The sequence below is a fragment of the Arenibacter sp. ARW7G5Y1 genome (assembly GCF_003201775.1).
Taxonomy (GTDB): Bacteria; Bacteroidota; Bacteroidia; order Flavobacteriales; family Flavobacteriaceae; genus Arenibacter.
The window spans coordinates 123931-140210 of sequence record NZ_QJJZ01000008.1; the positions used below are offsets into that span (position 1 = coordinate 123931).

15 protein-coding genes are annotated in these 16280 nt (G+C 40.4%); 4 read left to right on the plus strand and 11 right to left on the minus strand.

What is annotated here, in order from left to right:
* Positions 1-272: 272 nt before the first annotated feature.
* Both C7972_RS12960 and C7972_RS12965 read left to right on the plus strand, forming a co-directional pair.
* Entirely contained in the window at positions 273-821 is a 549-nt protein-coding gene (locus tag C7972_RS12960; protein WP_110356606.1) for a ClpP family protease, read from the plus strand.
* A gap of 322 nt (positions 822-1143) precedes the next feature.
* Positions 1144-2508, plus strand: coding sequence for an NAD(P)/FAD-dependent oxidoreductase (locus tag C7972_RS12965; RefSeq protein ID WP_110356607.1), 1365 nt, complete (start codon positions 1144-1146; stop codon positions 2506-2508).
* Between the two features lie 55 nt (positions 2509-2563).
* On the opposite strand, the gene C7972_RS12970 is transcribed toward C7972_RS12965, so the two are convergent.
* Both C7972_RS12970 and C7972_RS12975 read right to left on the minus strand, forming a co-directional pair.
* A complete protein-coding gene (locus tag C7972_RS12970) occupies positions 2564-3343 on the minus strand; it encodes a zinc ribbon domain-containing protein (RefSeq protein ID WP_110356608.1) in 780 nt (259 codons plus the stop codon).
* A 2-nt stretch (positions 3344-3345) separates the two neighbouring features.
* A complete protein-coding gene (locus C7972_RS12975) occupies positions 3346-4440 on the minus strand; it encodes a Nif3-like dinuclear metal center hexameric protein (protein ID WP_110356609.1) in 1095 nt (364 codons plus the stop codon).
* Positions 4441-4489: 49 nt separating this feature from the next.
* Between C7972_RS12975 and lpxK the strand changes: the two genes are divergently transcribed.
* A complete protein-coding gene (lpxK, locus tag C7972_RS12980; protein ID WP_110356698.1) occupies positions 4490-5494 on the plus strand; it encodes a tetraacyldisaccharide 4'-kinase in 1005 nt (334 codons plus the stop codon).
* On the opposite strand, the gene C7972_RS12985 is transcribed toward lpxK, so the two are convergent.
* From C7972_RS12985 to C7972_RS13025, 9 genes are all read right to left on the minus strand, one after another.
* Positions 5491-7716 (minus strand): response regulator, encoded by a 2226-nt coding sequence (locus tag C7972_RS12985; protein WP_110356610.1) that lies wholly within the window; start codon positions 7714-7716, stop codon positions 5491-5493. The genes lpxK and C7972_RS12985 overlap by 4 nt on opposite strands.
* Positions 7713-8723, minus strand: coding sequence for a type I glyceraldehyde-3-phosphate dehydrogenase (gap, locus tag C7972_RS12990; RefSeq protein WP_110356611.1), 1011 nt, complete (start codon positions 8721-8723; stop codon positions 7713-7715). Before gap ends, C7972_RS12985 begins: the two co-directional genes overlap by 4 nt.
* 69 nt (positions 8724-8792) lie before the next feature.
* Positions 8793-9668, minus strand: a complete 876-nt coding sequence (gene lipA / locus C7972_RS12995) for a lipoyl synthase (RefSeq protein WP_110356699.1) — start codon at positions 9666-9668, stop codon at positions 8793-8795.
* A gap of 340 nt (positions 9669-10008) precedes the next feature.
* Positions 10009-10575, minus strand: coding sequence for an RNA polymerase sigma factor (locus tag C7972_RS13000; protein ID WP_110356612.1), 567 nt, complete (start codon positions 10573-10575; stop codon positions 10009-10011).
* 36 nt (positions 10576-10611) lie between these two features.
* Positions 10612-10815: a membrane or secreted protein gene (locus C7972_RS13005; protein ID WP_110356613.1), complete on the minus strand. Its 204-nt coding sequence runs from the start codon at positions 10813-10815 to the stop codon at positions 10612-10614.
* A gap of 78 nt (positions 10816-10893) precedes the next feature.
* The gene (locus C7972_RS13010) at positions 10894-11652 is read right to left on the minus strand and encodes an anti-sigma factor domain-containing protein (protein WP_110356614.1); all 759 of its coding nucleotides are present in this window, start codon (positions 11650-11652) and stop codon (positions 10894-10896) included.
* A gap of 86 nt (positions 11653-11738) precedes the next feature.
* The gene (locus C7972_RS13015) at positions 11739-12308 is read right to left on the minus strand and encodes an RNA polymerase sigma factor (RefSeq protein WP_110356615.1); all 570 of its coding nucleotides are present in this window, start codon (positions 12306-12308) and stop codon (positions 11739-11741) included.
* A 197-nt stretch (positions 12309-12505) separates the two neighbouring features.
* A complete protein-coding gene (gene murB / locus C7972_RS13020; protein ID WP_110356616.1) occupies positions 12506-13522 on the minus strand; it encodes a UDP-N-acetylmuramate dehydrogenase in 1017 nt (338 codons plus the stop codon).
* Positions 13522-14712 carry a pyridoxal phosphate-dependent aminotransferase gene (locus tag C7972_RS13025; protein WP_110356617.1) on the minus strand — a complete coding sequence of 397 codons (1191 nt, stop codon included), beginning with the start codon at positions 14710-14712 and terminating at the stop codon, positions 13522-13524. The genes murB and C7972_RS13025 overlap by 1 nt, the downstream gene beginning before the upstream one ends.
* A 151-nt stretch (positions 14713-14863) precedes the next feature.
* Between C7972_RS13025 and C7972_RS13030 the strand changes: the two genes are divergently transcribed.
* A complete protein-coding gene (locus C7972_RS13030) occupies positions 14864-16198 on the plus strand; it encodes an aspartyl protease family protein (RefSeq protein WP_110356618.1) in 1335 nt (444 codons plus the stop codon).
* Positions 16199-16280 lie beyond the last annotated feature (82 nt).

The window sequence follows — 16280 nt, forward strand, 5'->3', positions numbered from 1 at the left end:
TGGTTTTTATCAAAGATAATAGGTTTTTGGCAAAATCCTTATCGTTGGCAACTACATTGTTGATGCAGCTCCAAATAAGAGCGTCTACGGCTTTGTTTTGTTGGCTAAATCCGGTTTGTCCATAGCCGATCATCGGATGCGTAGGAATTACAATTTGGGAATATGGGGGGTCTTGTTATAGTACCTGTGGACAGGAATGGCTTATCAAATAATTTAGCTGCCATAATTCCCAATAAATTCATTATTTTTGAAACTTAATAAGAAATCAAAAAATGAGTTCAAAGAAAGGAAAGATACAAGAGGCAATAGACGAAAAATTGCTGGGCGAAAGAAAAGTATTTCTATGGGGGATGGTGGATGATGATACCGCTAAACATGTAATCGATCGTTTGTTGTATTTGGATATGCAAAACAACAAGGAAATCCAACTGTACATAAATAGCCCTGGAGGTTATGTTACTTCTGGTTTTGCCATGTACGATACCATTAAATCATTAAAGAGTCCGGTATCTACCATCTGCTCCGGTTTGGCAGCCTCTATGGGGTCCATTTTATTATCGGTTGGGGAGAAGGGAAGACGCTTTATTCAGCCACATGCCCAAGTGATGATCCATCAGCCCAGTGGCGGTGCCAGGGGGCAGGCCTCGAATATAGAGATCCAGGCCAAGGAAATCATTAAGACCCGTGAACTTAGCGCCAAAATATTGGCGGAAAACTGTGGTCAGGATTTTGAAAAGGTTATGAAGGATTTTGATAGGGATTATTGGATGAACGCAGAGGAGTCCATAGCCTATGGTATAGTAGACGGAATTCTGGAATAACCCTGTCGCAGCTTGTTCAACACAATTCATAGTTCGAAACTTACATAAAAAGGAAAAGTCCTTCACAATCTTAATGTGAAGGACTTTTTATATATGGACGCCTAAGCGGAATGTGTTATATATACGGATAGAACATGGTGTTTGGATGTTTGGGAAAGAAATTTATTTGTAAAAATGCATTTTTTTGGATCTGAGGTTAGGTTTGGCGCCTGCGTGTAACCACTGTGGACATTATGTGATGTTTTTGCCCCTTCTATATCTAAGTTACTTTATTTTATTACATTTATTACTTTAACATTTACTTTTCCCTATTAAAATCAGTATGACACAAACTCCTAAAAAAATTGCTATTATCGGTTCAGGATTGGTAGGATCCCTTTTGGCAATTTACCTACGGAAGTTAGGCCACCAAATAACGGTTTACGATCGGAGACCCGATATCCGAAATGTTGAGTTTTCCGGAAGATCCATCAACTTGGCGATGAGCAATAGGGGTTGGACGGCCTTGAGGGAGGTGGGTATAGAAAATGAAGTAAAAAAAATTGCCATTCCCTTGGACAAACGAGCCATTCATGTTGTGGGCCAGCCAGAGTATTATCAAAAATACGGAAAGGAAGGAGAGGCCATCTGGTCTATTTCACGGGGTGTGTTAAATAGGAGAATGATTGATCTGGCCGAAGAGGCAGGGGTCCTTTTTCGTTTTGAGGAAAAGGTATGGGATGTAGATCTTTCCGAAGGTAAAATATATACTGGCGCAACGGAGAGGGGGAAATGGAAGGAATATCATTACGATATAGTTTTTGGCTGTGACGGCGCTTTTTCCAGGGTTAGGCACAAAATGCAACGAAGAAGTAGGTTTAATTACGTTCAGGAATTTATAGATGTAGGCTATAAGGAGCTTACTATTCCGGCCAATGGGGATGGTACCCATAAATTGGACAAACACTCCTTTCATATTTGGCCAAGGGGGAAGTTTATGTTTATAGCCATGCCCAATTTGGACGGTAGTTTTACCTGTACGCTGTTCCTTCCTTTTGAAGGGGAGGTTTCCTTTGAGAAGATAAATACCAAGGAAGAGGCCAAAGCCTTTTTTAATACCAATTTTCCGGATGTTACCCCGGCAATTGAGGACTTGACCACAGATTTCTTCAATAACCCCACCAGTGCCTTGGTGACCATTAAGTGCTACCCATGGACGTATTGGGATAAAGTGGCTCTGGTTGGCGATTCGGCCCATGCCATTGTGCCATTTTATGGGCAGGGAATGAATGCGGGCTTTGAGGATATTCATGCCCTTAACAAGATTATTGCTCAATACGGGGACGATTGGGAACAGATCTTTAGTACCTATCAAACAGAACGCAAGCCCAACGCCGACGCCATAGCAGAGCTCAGTTACCGCAATTTTGTGGAAATGAGCAGTATGACGGCCGACCCCAATTTTATCTTGCAGAAAAAGATTGAAAAACGCTTTGCCAAAAAATACCCGGATAAATGGGTTCCTGCCTATTCGCGGGTAACGTTTTCAAATAAGCCCTATGTGGAAGCTTTGGCCAATGGGGATGCACAGGAAGAAATAATGAAGCAAATAATGCAAATCCCCAATATAGATGAGATTTGGGACAGTGTGGAGGTAGACCAAAAGATATTAAGTCTTTTGGATGGGAAGGAGAAGTACGAAGTATAGAAAAAACAAAAGCCATCTTGGAAAGATGGCTTTTGTTTTTTATTGGTGGCTTTTACTATAATTTAGAAAAAAGCTTTTGCATTTTCTCTTGTTCCTCCTCGGCCAAAACCGGGTCTACCAAAATTCTTCCACTGTGTTCGTCGCTTATGATTTTTTTGCGGGAAGCAATCTCCACCTGAACTTGCGGTGGAATGGTAAAGAAAGATCCACCTGAAGCACCTCTTTCAATAGGAACTACAGCCAAACCGTTTTTTACGTTGTTTCGGATTCTATTGTAGGCCTTTACCAATCGCTCTTCAATCTGGGATTGATACTCTTCGGATTTTTTCAAAAGGGCTTTTTCTTCCTTTTCCGTTTCGGCCAAAATAGCGTTCAATTCCCCTTTTTTGTGCTTAAGATGCAATTCCCTTTCGGTCAATCGTTCTTTGGTAGCGGCAATAACCTCTTTTTTCTGCTCTATCTGGGCTTTGAATTCCTTTATATTTTTATCGGCCAACTGAATTTCCAGTTCCTGGAATTCCACTTCCTTGGTCAATGAATTAAATTCCCTGCTATTACGGACATTCTTTTGTTGTTCCGCATATTTTTTGATCAAGACTTTGGCCTCATCAATAAGATTTTTCTTGGCGCCTATCTCGTAGTTAATGGTTTCAACATCGGTTTTAAGCTTATCCATTCTTGTTTTAAGGCCAAGTACCTCGTCTTCCAAGTCTTCTACTTCTAGAGGAAGTTCTCCTCTAACATTTCTTATCTCATCAACTCTAGAATCAATTAGTTGCAGATCATATAGTGCTCTTAACTTTTCTTCTACTGTTGTTTCTGTCTTTGTTGCCATATTTAAAAATACTTGATGGGATTTGTTTTGCTCTCCGATAAAGAGACTGCAAAATTAGGAATTTTTTTCGTAAGATAATCAACTAAGAGATTTTTTGTAAACTGCTCGGTTTCATAGTGCCCAATATCTGCCAAAAGTATTTTGCCTTCCGCTTCATAGAATTGATGGTATTTTAAGTCCGATGTTATAAAAACATCAGCATTGGCCGCTATTGCCGCCGATATGGCAAAGGAGCCACTTCCTCCCAAAACGGCAACTTTCTCTATTTTTTTTTCTAGAAAATCTGAGTGTCTTATGCAGGAAACATTCATTTTTTTCTTCAAAAATTCGAAAAATCCGGGCTCGTCCATTGATTTTTCCAGATTTCCTACCATACCCATCCCAATATTTTGGTTTTTATTTTCCAAAGTTTGTATCTCATAGGCAACCTCCTCGTAGGGGTGGTTGCTAAAAAGGGCCTTTAAAATTTTTGCTTCATGGGACTTACTGTAGGTAATGCTTATCTGGGATTCTTTCTCATAATGGGTCTCCCCAATTTTACCTAAATATGGATTGGCCCCGGCATTGGCTTGGTAGCTCCCGGTTCCGTCCACGGTAAAACTGCAGTTGCTGTAATTGCCAATATGGCCTGCTCCGGCATGGAACAGAGCGGTTTTAAGGGCGTTGGCATTTTCTTGGGGGACATAGGTGGTCAATTTTTTAATAGTGCCCGCCTGTGGGATTAGAACGTTTGTATTTTGCAGTCCCAAGACCTCACATATTTTGGCATTGACCCCTTTATGGCTATTGTCAAGGGCCGTATGCATACTGTATATGGCTATATCGTGTTTAATGGCCTTTATTACGACCCTTTGAACATAATTGGAGCCGGTTATTTTCTTTAAGCCCCCAAAAATAATGGGATGGAAACTAACAATTAGATTGCATTTTTTGGCTACAGCTTCCTCTACTACATTTTCCAAGGTGTCCAATGTTACCAGGATACCGCTTAGCTTATTATTTGCATTCCCCACCAAAAGTCCCACATTGTCAAAATCTTCGGCATAATTCAGTGGCGCCAATTCCTCCAGGGTATCTATAACTTGTTTTATGATCATTTTTAAAATTTATGGTCTTCCAAAGATAAAATATTATATTTTCGTTCTAATGCAGCTACTAAGAAAATTAAGTTTTCCCATTTCACTGATATATGCCCTGGTGGTATATCTGCGCAATTATCTGTACAACTTGGGGGTCTTTCCTTCCAAAACCTTTAAAACCAATACTATATGTGTTGGGAATCTGAGTGTAGGGGGAACCGGCAAAACCCCAATGATAGAATTTTTTGTGGCCAATGTTAAGGAGCAAGAAAGAATAGCGGTATTAAGTAGGGGTTATGGCCGGAAATCCAAAGGTTATTTGTTGGCGAAACCTGGGGTAGGTGTTGCCGATTTAGGGGACGAACCCTTTCAGATCCACAAAAAATTTCCCAAGGCCACTGTTGCTGTGGATGCGGACAGGCAACGTGGTATTGCCAATTTGGAGCAAACGGTGGCACCCGATATTATCTTGTTGGATGATGCCTTTCAGCATAGAAAAGTAAGATGTGACCACTATGTGCTATTAACCTCCTATTCCAATTTATATGTGGATGATTGGTATTTGCCTAGTGGGAATTTGAGGGATAGCAAACGGGAAGCAAAGCGGGCCAATATAATTGTAGTTACCAAGTGCCCATCTAATTTGAGTATGGAGGAGCAAGGGGCAATCCGAAAAAAATTGAATCCCGGGCCAGGACAGAAAGTGGTCTTTAGCTTCTTGGAGTATGAAACTACTTTAAAAGGTAGTTTGGGGGAGATGGGCTTGGACGAACTTAAAGGTAAAAAATTGACCTTGGTGACAGGAATAGCCAATCCAAAGCAGTTGGAAAGCTTCCTAAACGTTCAAGGGATTGATTTTGAGCATTTGGCATACCCTGACCACCATTTTTTTACAAAGAAGGAAATTGCTTTGTTCAATACAAAGGAAATGGTACTAACCACCGAAAAGGATTATGTGAGGCTGGAAGGCAAAATAAAAAACCTATGTTATATTGGGATAAGTCACAAATTTATGAATAGGGGCGAAGAGGTACTATTGCATTTAATGAATGAAAACCTTAGTGCCCCCTAGGCCTCAATTTTTTTTTTCACATCAAAGATGTTCTCTCCAATTTTGGCGTAGAATACCTCCGGTTTAAAAGGTTTGGTAACAACGTCATTACATCCTGCGGCATAAAAACTCTCCAGACTGTCATCCAAGGAAATCGCTGTTAGAGCTATAATGGGCACCAATCTATTGAATTTTCTTATTTCTATAGTGGCTTCTTCCCCGCTGATACCAGGCATATGGATATCCATTAGGATACAGTCGTAATCGGTTTTGCGGACCATGGCCACAGCCTCCAGGCCATTGTTGGCAATATCACAGGTAATTTCCTTCTTGTTCAGCATTTTCTTTGTAATCACCTGATTGATTTTGTTATCCTCCACAATCAATATATGGAGTCCGGCAAAATCATATTCCACCTCGGTAATTTCGAAGGGGATATCATCAATAAGGTCATCCTTACTTTTAAGATCCAATTCAAAGAAAAAGGAACTTCCTTTGCCTTTTTCACTCTTAAGCCCAATTTTACTGCCAAATAGTCCCAATAGGCTTTTAACAATGGTCAACCCCAGACCGGTACCTCCATATTCCCTGTTAATTTGGATAGAGCCCTGTTCAAAGCTGTCAAAAATGGTAAGCTGTCTTTCTTTGTCAATACCAATACCATTATCCTTTACTTCAAAATAAATGGTCAGGTTCTCTTCCACTTTTTTAGCGAGCCTGGCTATAACGGTCACCTGTCCCCCTTTGGTAAATTTTATACCATTGCCTATAAGGTTTATAAAGATTTGGGAAAGTTTAAGTGGATCTCCCAATAGGTGGGATGGAATATTCTCGTCAAATTCCAGTTCAATTTTTGTTTTGTTGGCCTTGGCACTTTGATGAAGGGAATTTATGACTTCGGAGAGGATCTTTTTAAGATTGAAATCGATCTGCAGGGCTTCCAGTTTATCTGCGTCTATTTTGTTGATCTGAAGAATGTCATTGATGAAATTCAATAGGTAATCACCAGAAAACTTCAACGATTTTAGGTGTTCTTTTTGATTTTCACTTGGGTTTTCCTCAAGTAATAAATGTGTTAGCCCGGTAACAGCATAAAGCGGCGTTCGCAATTCGTGGCTAACCGTGGAAAGGAAGTTGGTCTTGGCTTCCATAGCCATTACAGCAGCATCCCTTGCGGCCTGTAATTCGTTATTTTTTGTATGTAGTAGATCGTTGGTCTTTAATTTGATCTGATTGTTGCGGTACAGGGAAATTGCCAATATGGAGATTACTATAAGAAAGGCAGCGGTTAAAATAGCCGTTATTTCCGTTCTGTTTTTGGATTGGTTAAGTTCTTCTATCTTAGCCTCCTGCCGACCGATTTCATCCTTCATGAATTTAGTCTGGATATTGTCGGCCGTTTTGGTTTCCGCCAAAATTTTTCCAAGGGTAAATATAGAGTCCTTGAGGTTTACTAGATTCCTGTTGTAGGATAGGGCCGATTCAAAAAAGCCAAGTTTTTCATTGGTCACTGTTAGCAGCTCATTGGCCTGAAGTACTTCCAGGTAAAAATTGTTCGCCTTGGCCAATTTTAAGGCACTCTGTGCATTTTTAATGCTCTCCTCGTAATTTTCTGTTTTATTATAGATCTCGGCCAATTTAATGTGGGCTTTGGCCGCTAGGTAGTCCTTTTCGTAAATATCCGTATTTACGGCGAGGGCATTGAAATTTTTTGTGGCACTTTCGTATTTTTCCAGGTTTAGGAAAATAATTCCCTCTACAAAAAGGATATTGTTCAGTAAATTCCTGTCGTTATTGATCTGTTTGGCCTCGTTCAGCATGGAAATTGCCAAGAAATTTTTACCGTCCCTATAGGCAATAATGGCATCTATATATTTATGGGTAGCTTCTCCATAGGGATAGGAAATATCCTTTAAAAGGGATTTCGATCGGTCCGCATAATACTCCGCGCTATCGTCCTTTTGCAGTTGTAAATACAATATGGCGAATTTGTGATAAGTGTCTATGAGAGCCTTTTGGTCATTGTTCTTGAAGGCAATCTCCATTGCAATATTCAAGTCCTCAAGGGCGGGTTCTATTTGATTCTTATTGCCCATTTCCCTCGCTTTGTCAAAATAAAATTCTATGTCCTTCCCTGAAGCCTTGTTTTCCTGAGTATAGGAATGGCCAAAGCAAAAAAAGAATAAAGCCGTTAGGAGCCATAATTTTCTGTTCAGTTTTATATGTAGGAATATTGGTCTCAAACGTATCGTTTACTTATAATATAGTTAATTAAATCTACAATTCTACTGCTGTACCCTGTTTCATTATCATACCATCCAATAATTTTAACCATTTTGCCGATTACAGATGTCATCAGAGAATCAAACGTACAAGAGAAGTAAGTATTGTTTATATCAATAGAAACTATGGGGTCTTTTGTGTAATATAGAATGTTTTTAAGTTCTTTTTGCGATATTTTAAGGAAAGCATCATTTATTTCCTCTATAGTGGTCTGCCTTTTTACATTAAAAGTGATATCGGTCAAAGAGCCATTGGGAACGGGAACCCTTATGCCGCAACCTCCGATAACATCGGATAGTTCTGGGAATATTTTGGTCAAGGCCTTGGCCGCCCCTGTTGTGGTGGGAACAATGGATTGTGAGGCCGCCCTGGCCCTTCTTAAATCCTTATGCGGTTGGTCGTGAAGACTTTGATCTGTGGTATAGGAATGGATAGTGGTTATATATGCCTGCTCAATTCCGCAAAGATCTTGAATTACCTTGATCATGGGTGCTGCGTTATTGGTGGTACAGGAGGCATTGGAAATAATGTCATCTCTTTGGTCAAGGGTTTCGTGGTTTATTCCGAATACCACCATCTTTATGTCATCTTCGGTTGGAGGTACACTAAGAATAACCTTTTTTGCCCCATTTTTTAAGTGGTGTTCCAGAATGGTCCTCTCCTTAAATTTTCCAGTTGCCTCAACAACTATGTCCACTTGATGCTCGGACCAAGGGGTGTCCTCGGGAGATTTGTGGTTTAAGAGGGCAACCTTATTGTTTTCTACGATAATGTAATTATCACTGTGGGATACTTCTTTTTGAAATACCCCGTGGATGCTGTCGTATTTTAATAAATGGGCCAAAGTAGGTGCATCTGCCAAATCGTTAATGGCCACCACCCTTAAGTGGGGTTGTTCGCTTAGAAGTCTAAATAGGGTACGGCCAATTCTACCAAAGCCGTTAATACCAATATTAATTTGTTTCATAAATAGGGTCAAGCCAATTTATCCGTATAATTACGGATTGATATTCTAGATATGGGGTGTAAGCGGTACTTACTTTATATGTTTGTGTGCCTTGTAGGAAGAACGGACCAAAGCCCCGCTTTCTACATGCCTAAAACCTAATTGTAGGCCTATTTCTTCATATTTCTTGAACTGGTCCGGTAAAATAAACTCCTTTACCGGCAAGTGTTTTTTGGAAGGCTGTAGGTATTGGCCAATAGTAACCACATCTACATTGGCCGCCCTTAGGTCTTCCATGGTTTGGATTACCTCTTCTTCCCTTTCACCAAGTCCCAGCATTATTCCCGACTTGGTACGGTTGGCGCCGTGCTCTTTTAAATAGGAAAGTACGCCAAGACTTCTTTCATATTTTGCCTGTATTCGGACCTCCCGTGTTAGTCGCTTTACCGTTTCCATATTGTGCGATATAACTTCAGGTCCTACAGCAAGGATTCGATCTAAATGGGTATGGATGCCCTGAAAATCAGGAATTAAAGTTTCCAGGGTAGTTTGGGGGTTCATTCTTCGGATGGCCTTTACGGTCTCTGCCCATATTATAGATCCCATATCCTTAAGGTCGTCGCGATCCACGGAAGTAATAACGGCATGTTTAATATCCATTATTTTAATGGATCTGGCCACTTTTTCCGGCTCAGCCCAATCTACATCTTCCGGTCGGCCCGTTTTTACACCACAAAATCCACAGGAACGGGTGCAAACATTGCCTAAAATCATAAAAGTAGCGGTACCTTCCCCCCAACATTCGCCCATATTTGGACAACTGCCCGAGGTACAAATGGTGTGAAGGTTGTACTTGTCCACCAATCCCCTTAACTGGGTATATTTTTTGCCAGTCGGAAGTTTTACCCGTAACCATTTGGGTTTGCCTTTTGGCGGGATCACACTGTCTATAGTTTCGATACTCATTCCACAATTTTGTACAAATATACGAAATGGTAGATAGTTAAAATACCAATTGGCGGCAAAGTATGCCAATGGTACAATATCAATTGGCGGCCCTTAAATTTAATGGTTTGATTTTCAGTGCTAAGGAAGGTTGTGTGGATACTGGTGGTAACTACGGGACCGATAATTGAAGGTTGATTCACAAAAGTAGGAAAGGTGTATTCGTACAGAAGTAAAGACTTCCTTTGCCAGCTCCAACAACTAGTTTCGGGCAGCTATCGGCCAACATCCAAAACCTGGTATGCCGGTTCTTTCTTCAATTGAACTGCGGTTCGGTTAAATACGAGTGGAACTATCGGAATTAACTGTTGTTATTTATAATTTCTGCCAGCAGCCTTTTTGCCCTTAGTAATTTAACTTTTACATTATTCACTGGTTCGCCTAGCTTTACGGCAATTTCGGCATAGGGCAGTTCCTGAAAATACCTTAGGTTTATTACTTCCTGGTAATGCGGTTTAAGCCTTTTTATGTATTCCAATAAGGCGGCCAAATTTTGTTCTGTAATTAAACTGTCCTCGGGGGAAGGGGCATCATCCAAAACCTTTTTAATAGCTTCGCTACTACTTTCCTGATTGCCCTGTAGGATATTTCTTTTGCTCTTGCGAATTAGGTCGATGTGCAAATTTTTTGAAATGGCGATCAGCCACGTCTTAAATTCGTAGTCCTCTTTAAAGGTATGTATCTTGTCAAAGGCCTTTGAAAATGTCTGGATGGTAATGTCCTCGGCATCGTTCTCGTTTCTGGTCCTGATCAATTGAAATCCGTAGACATCGTTCCAGAAGCTGTTTAATAGTGCACTGAAGGCTATTTGGCTGCCTAATTTGGCCTTTTCAATGAGTTGTGGAAGTGGTTCTTCGGATTTGTCCAAGATAAGAATATGTAAATGGTGATAATAGGCGGGTTTCTATGGTGTAACGGAATCCTTTCTGCAGTCCTGCTCTGTAGGGAGTTTTCCACAGTAGCCACAAGCTTCTCCATCCTTGTTTAAAAAGGGACTCTGGCTGGCACATGTTCCCGCAAATTTACCATCCTTTTTAGACCATATTTTTATCGCAATACCCGCAAAAGCAAGTGCTAGTAGCCCTATTGTTAAAAATAATAATTTCATATCCCTGCATAATTTAATGCAAAGATATGAAATTTATAACCTTCCCAAGAAGGATTAGGATTACTTTAAGACCTTAATTCAATAGGTGATATTGGCCACGATATTCTCTATGGTAGGCTTTGAATTCCCACCTGTTGGCTCAATGGTGATATATCCAACGGCATTTTCACCATAGGGAAGGGCCATTAGTTTTTCACTGTTGCTGGCCTCCTGTATTACGCCCAGATTAAGCATTTGTCCGTTGACCTCTGCCCACATTTGGTAGCATTGGTTTTCCGGTAGGTGAGGTAATTTGCTTACATTGATATAGGAGAGCTTTTTTACAGGGTTAACATAGGCCACGGCCTTAAGTTCCTTGGCCTTATTATTGCCTTTCACCGTAAGTCGCCTCGTTTTGGGATTGTTAAGGACAATAAATTGATTCCTTACATCCTCCAACTGTAAACGCATATTCTCTTCCAGGTTCTGAATCTTATTGTTGACAATAACATTTTCCTCCTGTAAATTCTGGTTTTGGTTCCAAAAGAAATAGGATGCTCCTGCAAAGATCAGAGCGGCAAAACTGGCTGCAATGGCATACCTAAAGAATTTTGATCGTCCTGAATTTTCCTTTTTGATTCTAGTTTGAATTCTATCCTTAAGGCCTTCCGGAGTTTTAATGGCATGTAACTTGGCAAAGATTTCAAGGTTTTCCTGAAGCTCAATGTAGGTATTCCTTACTTCCGGATACATGGCTATATACCTTTCAACCTGTAATGCCTCCTCCTGGGAAGTGGTGCCCAATAGATATTTCTCCAGTAGGTCTGTTTCTAAAAATATTTTAATCTTTTCTTTCATGGCTATATTATTTGCTGCACAATTTGGTCGGCTATGCTGTAACTTCAGCTTAGTTTTTAGGTCCCGGTATTCATCAAGGTTGTGCTTTAATTCATAAACAAACTTAGTAAACAGGCAAAGACCATTGTTGAACCATATATCTTCTTTAATTCCCTAAGCCCTATCTTTAATCTAGATTTAATGGTGCCTAGTGGTATGTCCAATTCTTCGCTTGCTTCCTGTTGGGTCATTCCTTGGAAAAACAAGGCGTCCAATACAATTTGATATTTTGAATCTATTTTATCCAAATTATCCTGAACGTCTATCAATTCGGGAATTATACCTTCATTTCCTAATTTATATACGTCCGAAACGTCCATTTGGATTTCCTTGTCGGATTTGTTGTTGGCACTTCTTAATTTGTCGATGGCCGTATTACGCGTAATCCTAAAAAGCCAAGTAAACAATTTAGCCTTTGCAGGGTCGTAAGAATCCGATTTCTTCCAAATTTTGATAAAGCTTTCCTGTACAACATCCTGGGCCAATTCCTCATCGCGTACTACCTTGTAGGCTACACCGTATAAAGTATCCCCGTAGTGTTCATAGAGAAGGGAAATAGCTTTGTCATTTCGCTCTTGAAGTAGCTCAACAATATGATTTTCCAGTAATATGCTCATAGAATTAGTGTGTTCTCAAAAAAAAATGTTTGGCAATCATCCAAGACCTTGTTTCTTCTCGTATATACACAAACGCTAAATTATAAAATTGATTGTTATACTTAGCGTTTTAATTGGATAAATGGACAGCTGGTAACTGTGCATTTAATTTTTGGTTAGTTTGGTTTGGTATAGCCCCTGGCATTATATGTCAGGGGTTATTTTATGATATTGACTTCCGGGCTGATCACAATTCCGAACCTTTGCTCTACCGTTTCTATAATGGTTTCTGCCAATGCTATTATATCCGCACCCGAGGCATTACCGTAATTGACCAATACCAATGCCTGATTTGTATGCACTCCGGCATCCCCAAACCGCTTCCCTTTAAAACCGCACTGCTCTATTAACCAACCAGCAGGAATCTTGAATTCATTTTCAGACACCTTATAAAAGGGGGCATCTGGATATGTCTTGGTAAATTTATCAAATCGTTGCCTAACTATAACCGGGTTTTTGAAGAAACTTCCACTGTTGCCCAATTCCCTTGGGTCCGGCAATTTACTTTTTCTAATGGCAATTACCGCCTCGGAGACGTCCTTAATCCCGGGATTGGTAATGCCGCAATTCTGTAATTGGGAAACAATGGCCCCATAGTCTACATTTAGCTTATGGTTGCGTTTGGTCAATTTAAAACTCACCGAAGTGATTATGTACTTCCCAAGACCTTCCCTTTTGAAATAGGAATCGCGATAGCCAAACTGGCATTGGTCTTTGGTAAAGGTAACAAGTTCCCCGGTGGCAATTTCCATGGTTTCACAATCTACAAAAGTGTCTTTAAGTTCAACACCGTAGGCGCCTATGTTCTGAATTGGAGCGGTACCTGTATTTCCTGGAATGAGGGATAAATTCTCCAAGCCGCCATAACCATGGTCCAAGGTCCACAATACCATATTGTGCCAATTCTCACCCGCACTTACCTTTATTATAGCCTCGTCCTCATTTTCGGTTATTAGCTCAATTCCCTTTAAGTTGATGTGCAGTACCAGATTTTCCAAATCTTTTGTGATGAGCATATTGCTACCACCCCCAAGAACAAATAAATTGGGATATCCCTTAAGTGAAAGGGCCTTTTTTAGTTCGGCGATCGAATTTATTTCGCAAAAGTATCTGGCCTTGGCATCTATTCCAAAAGTATTGTACTTTTTAAGGGATATGTCTTGTTGTATTTCCATTAACGGGCATATACATTTAAGGCCTCCTTTAGTATGTGAACTGCCCTTATTAAATCGTCCTTTTCCAGTACATAGGCAATTCTGATCTGGTTTGTTCCCAGGCCATTGGTTGCGTAGAACCCTGCTGCAGGCGCTACCATAACGGTTTCCCCATTCCATTGAAAATCCTCCAATAACCATTGGGCAAAAGTGTCGGCATTGTCTATTGGCAATTGGGCAATACAGTAAAACGCACCCTGTGGCTGGGCCACTACCACCCCATCAAGTTTGTTCAATTCTGTGATCAGTATGTTTCTGCGCCCCTCGTATTCCTTTTTTACATCGTCAAAATAGGACTGTGGGGTTTCCAAGGCAGCTTCACTTGCAATCTGCGCATAGGTAGGAGGGGAAAGACGAGCCTGTGCAAATTTTAGGGCGGTCTGGATCACCTCCTTATTTTTAGAGACCAAATATCCAATTCGCGCCCCGCACATACTATATCTTTTGGAAACCGAGTCTATGATGATGGCATGTTCTTCCAAGCCTTTTTCCTGAAGAATGGAATAATGTTCCCTGCCGTCATAGATAAATTCGCGGTATACCTCATCGGCTACCAGGAACAGGTTGTGTTTTTTTACTATTGAGGCAAGTTTTTTAATTTCTTCCTTGGTATATAAATAGCCGGTTGGATTACCTGGATTGCAAATAAGGATGGCCCTTGTCTTGGCTGTTATCAGTTTTTCAAATTCATCAATGGGAGGCAGTGCAAAATTATTTTCAATATTGGAAACAACAGGTACTACCTTTATTCCGTTTGCGTTGGCAAAGCCGTTGTAATTGGCATAAAAGGGTTCGGGGATAATAATTTCGTCGTCATTATCGGCTATACTTCCCAAGGCAAAGGACAATGCTTCCGAACCACCTGTGGTGACAATGATATTGCCCGCATCAACATGAATGTCGTTCTTGGCGTAATATTGGGCTATCTTTTTCCTGTAGGATTCGGAACCTTCCGTTCTACTATAGGCCAAGACCTCCAAGGTATTGTTTTTAACAGCATCCAAGGCAACTTTAGGTGTTTTTATGTCGGGCTGGCCAATATTTAAATGGATAATCTTGACTCCCCTTTTTATGGCAGCTTCGGCAAAAGGAACTAGTTTTCTTATGGGAGATTCCGGCATTGTTTCGCCTCTCCTTGAAATTGATGGCATATGGATTTTAATTTTAGGCAAAAATGAGAAATCAATACGGACAAAACAATAAAACAGTCTTTTTTGATTCCATATTAATATGTTAAATGATTCTGATGTTTAGGGTTTTGTGTGTAAATTAGAGAGTTAGGTTACTTTAAATGGAAATAAAATGGCTCTCCCAAGACATATGTTTTTCCTTATTTGCTGCTTTCCCTTTTTGACCTTATCCCAAAATTTCGAATTGCCATTTGGGGAAAAGTTTCAAAAGGTAAAGTTTGAATTGGTCAACAATCTCATTATTATCCCTATAGAGGTCAATGGTGCGGAACTTTCATTTATTTTGGATTCCGGAGTAAATAAGCCCATTCTTTTCAATTTGTCGGATAAGGATTCCATCCAAATAAACAATGTGTCCGAAATTGCCATCAAGGGCCTTGGGGATGGGGAGCCTATTGATGCTTTGAGTTCTAGGGGCAACGTTTTTAAAATAGGGAATGTTGTCAATAAGGATCAATTGCTCTATGTGGTCATGGACACGGAATTGAATCTTTCCCCTAGGTTGGGTTTACCGGTCCATGGAATCATTGGTTATGACCTATTTCGGGATTTTGTTGTTGAGGTGAATTATTCTTCCAAATATTTAAAACTTCATGCCCCTGGTTTATACAAGCCCAAAAAAAGCTCCAAGATCCGAACAATTCCTTTGCGCATTGTTCAAAATAAAGCCTATGTCCAAGGTCATGTGCTAATGAAGAATAAACGGAGTATAGCTGTGGAATTATTGGTGGATTCGGGTAGTTCCGATGCGGTTTGGCTTTTTGAGGATTTGGATAAAGGTTTGGGGATTCCGAAGAACAACTATGAGGATTTTCTGGGGCAAGGGCTAAGTGGAAGCATTTATGGGAAAAGGACAAAGATAGATGGCATCAATTTGGGCGGCTTTCAATTGAGGGAGGCCAAAACTGCATTTCCTGATCTGCAGTATTTTAATTCCATCACCTCTATGGGCAATAGGAACGGTAGCTTGGGCGGAGAGGTCTTGAAAAGATTTACATTGGTATTCAACTACGGTAACCGTACCCTGAGTCTGCGTAAAAATGCTCTTTTTAACCATCCATTCGACTTTAATATGAGTGGGATAGATATCCAGCACAACGGGATGCGTTATATTTCCGAGAGTATAGCCGAGAACAAAGGAATGGTGTTGAAGGGGAGTGGGAAATCGTTTGGGAATGTGCAGATACTCTTCGAGAACCTCACCAGGTTAAGCATGGTCCCGGAAATTATAGTTTCCGGTATTCGTGCTGGAAGCCCTGGGCATAAAGCCGGTTTGCAGGAGGGGGATGTAATACTGTCTGTAAATGGTAAAAAGGTGCACCGCTATAAACTTCAACAAATCCTGCACATGCTCAATGAAAAGGACGGGAAGAAGGTTAGGTTGCTTATAGAACGTTATCAAAAGGACATGTTAATCACTTATGTTCTTAAGGATATGTTCAAATAAGAGGTGTCTGGAAATCCTGCCAAATGGGAGGGTTTTGTTCAACTGTTTTTTGTAAGGCCCTTAAAAAAAAAGCTTGTTAAAT

Excerpts from the sequence above, each read along its gene's own strand:
- C7972_RS12960 (WP_110356606.1), top strand. The coding sequence starts at position 273 with ATGAGTTCAAAGAAAGGAAAGATACAAGAGGCAATAGACGAAAAATTG.
- C7972_RS12975 (WP_110356609.1), bottom strand. The coding sequence starts at position 4,440 with ATGATCATAAAACAAGTTATAGATACCCTGGAGGAATTGGCGCCACTG.
- lipA (WP_110356699.1), bottom strand. The coding sequence starts at position 9,668 with ATGAGTATCGAAACTATAGACAGTGTGATCCCGCCAAAAGGCAAACCC.
- C7972_RS13010 (WP_110356614.1), bottom strand. The coding sequence starts at position 11,652 with ATGAAAGAAAAGATTAAAATATTTTTAGAAACAGACCTACTGGAGAAA.
- lpxK (WP_110356698.1), top strand. The coding sequence starts at position 4,490 with ATGCAGCTACTAAGAAAATTAAGTTTTCCCATTTCACTGATATATGCC.
- C7972_RS13025 (WP_110356617.1), bottom strand. The coding sequence starts at position 14,712 with ATGCCATCAATTTCAAGGAGAGGCGAAACAATGCCGGAATCTCCCATA.
- C7972_RS13015 (WP_110356615.1), bottom strand. The coding sequence starts at position 12,308 with ATGAGCATATTACTGGAAAATCATATTGTTGAGCTACTTCAAGAGCGA.
- gap (WP_110356611.1), bottom strand. The coding sequence starts at position 8,723 with ATGAAACAAATTAATATTGGTATTAACGGCTTTGGTAGAATTGGCCGT.
- murB (WP_110356616.1), bottom strand. The coding sequence starts at position 13,522 with ATGGAAATACAACAAGACATATCCCTTAAAAAGTACAATACTTTTGGA.
- C7972_RS13030 (WP_110356618.1), top strand. The coding sequence starts at position 14,864 with ATGGCTCTCCCAAGACATATGTTTTTCCTTATTTGCTGCTTTCCCTTT.
- C7972_RS13005 (WP_110356613.1), bottom strand. The coding sequence starts at position 10,815 with ATGAAATTATTATTTTTAACAATAGGGCTACTAGCACTTGCTTTTGCG.
- C7972_RS12965 (WP_110356607.1), top strand. The coding sequence starts at position 1,144 with ATGACACAAACTCCTAAAAAAATTGCTATTATCGGTTCAGGATTGGTA.
- C7972_RS12970 (WP_110356608.1), bottom strand. The coding sequence starts at position 3,343 with ATGGCAACAAAGACAGAAACAACAGTAGAAGAAAAGTTAAGAGCACTA.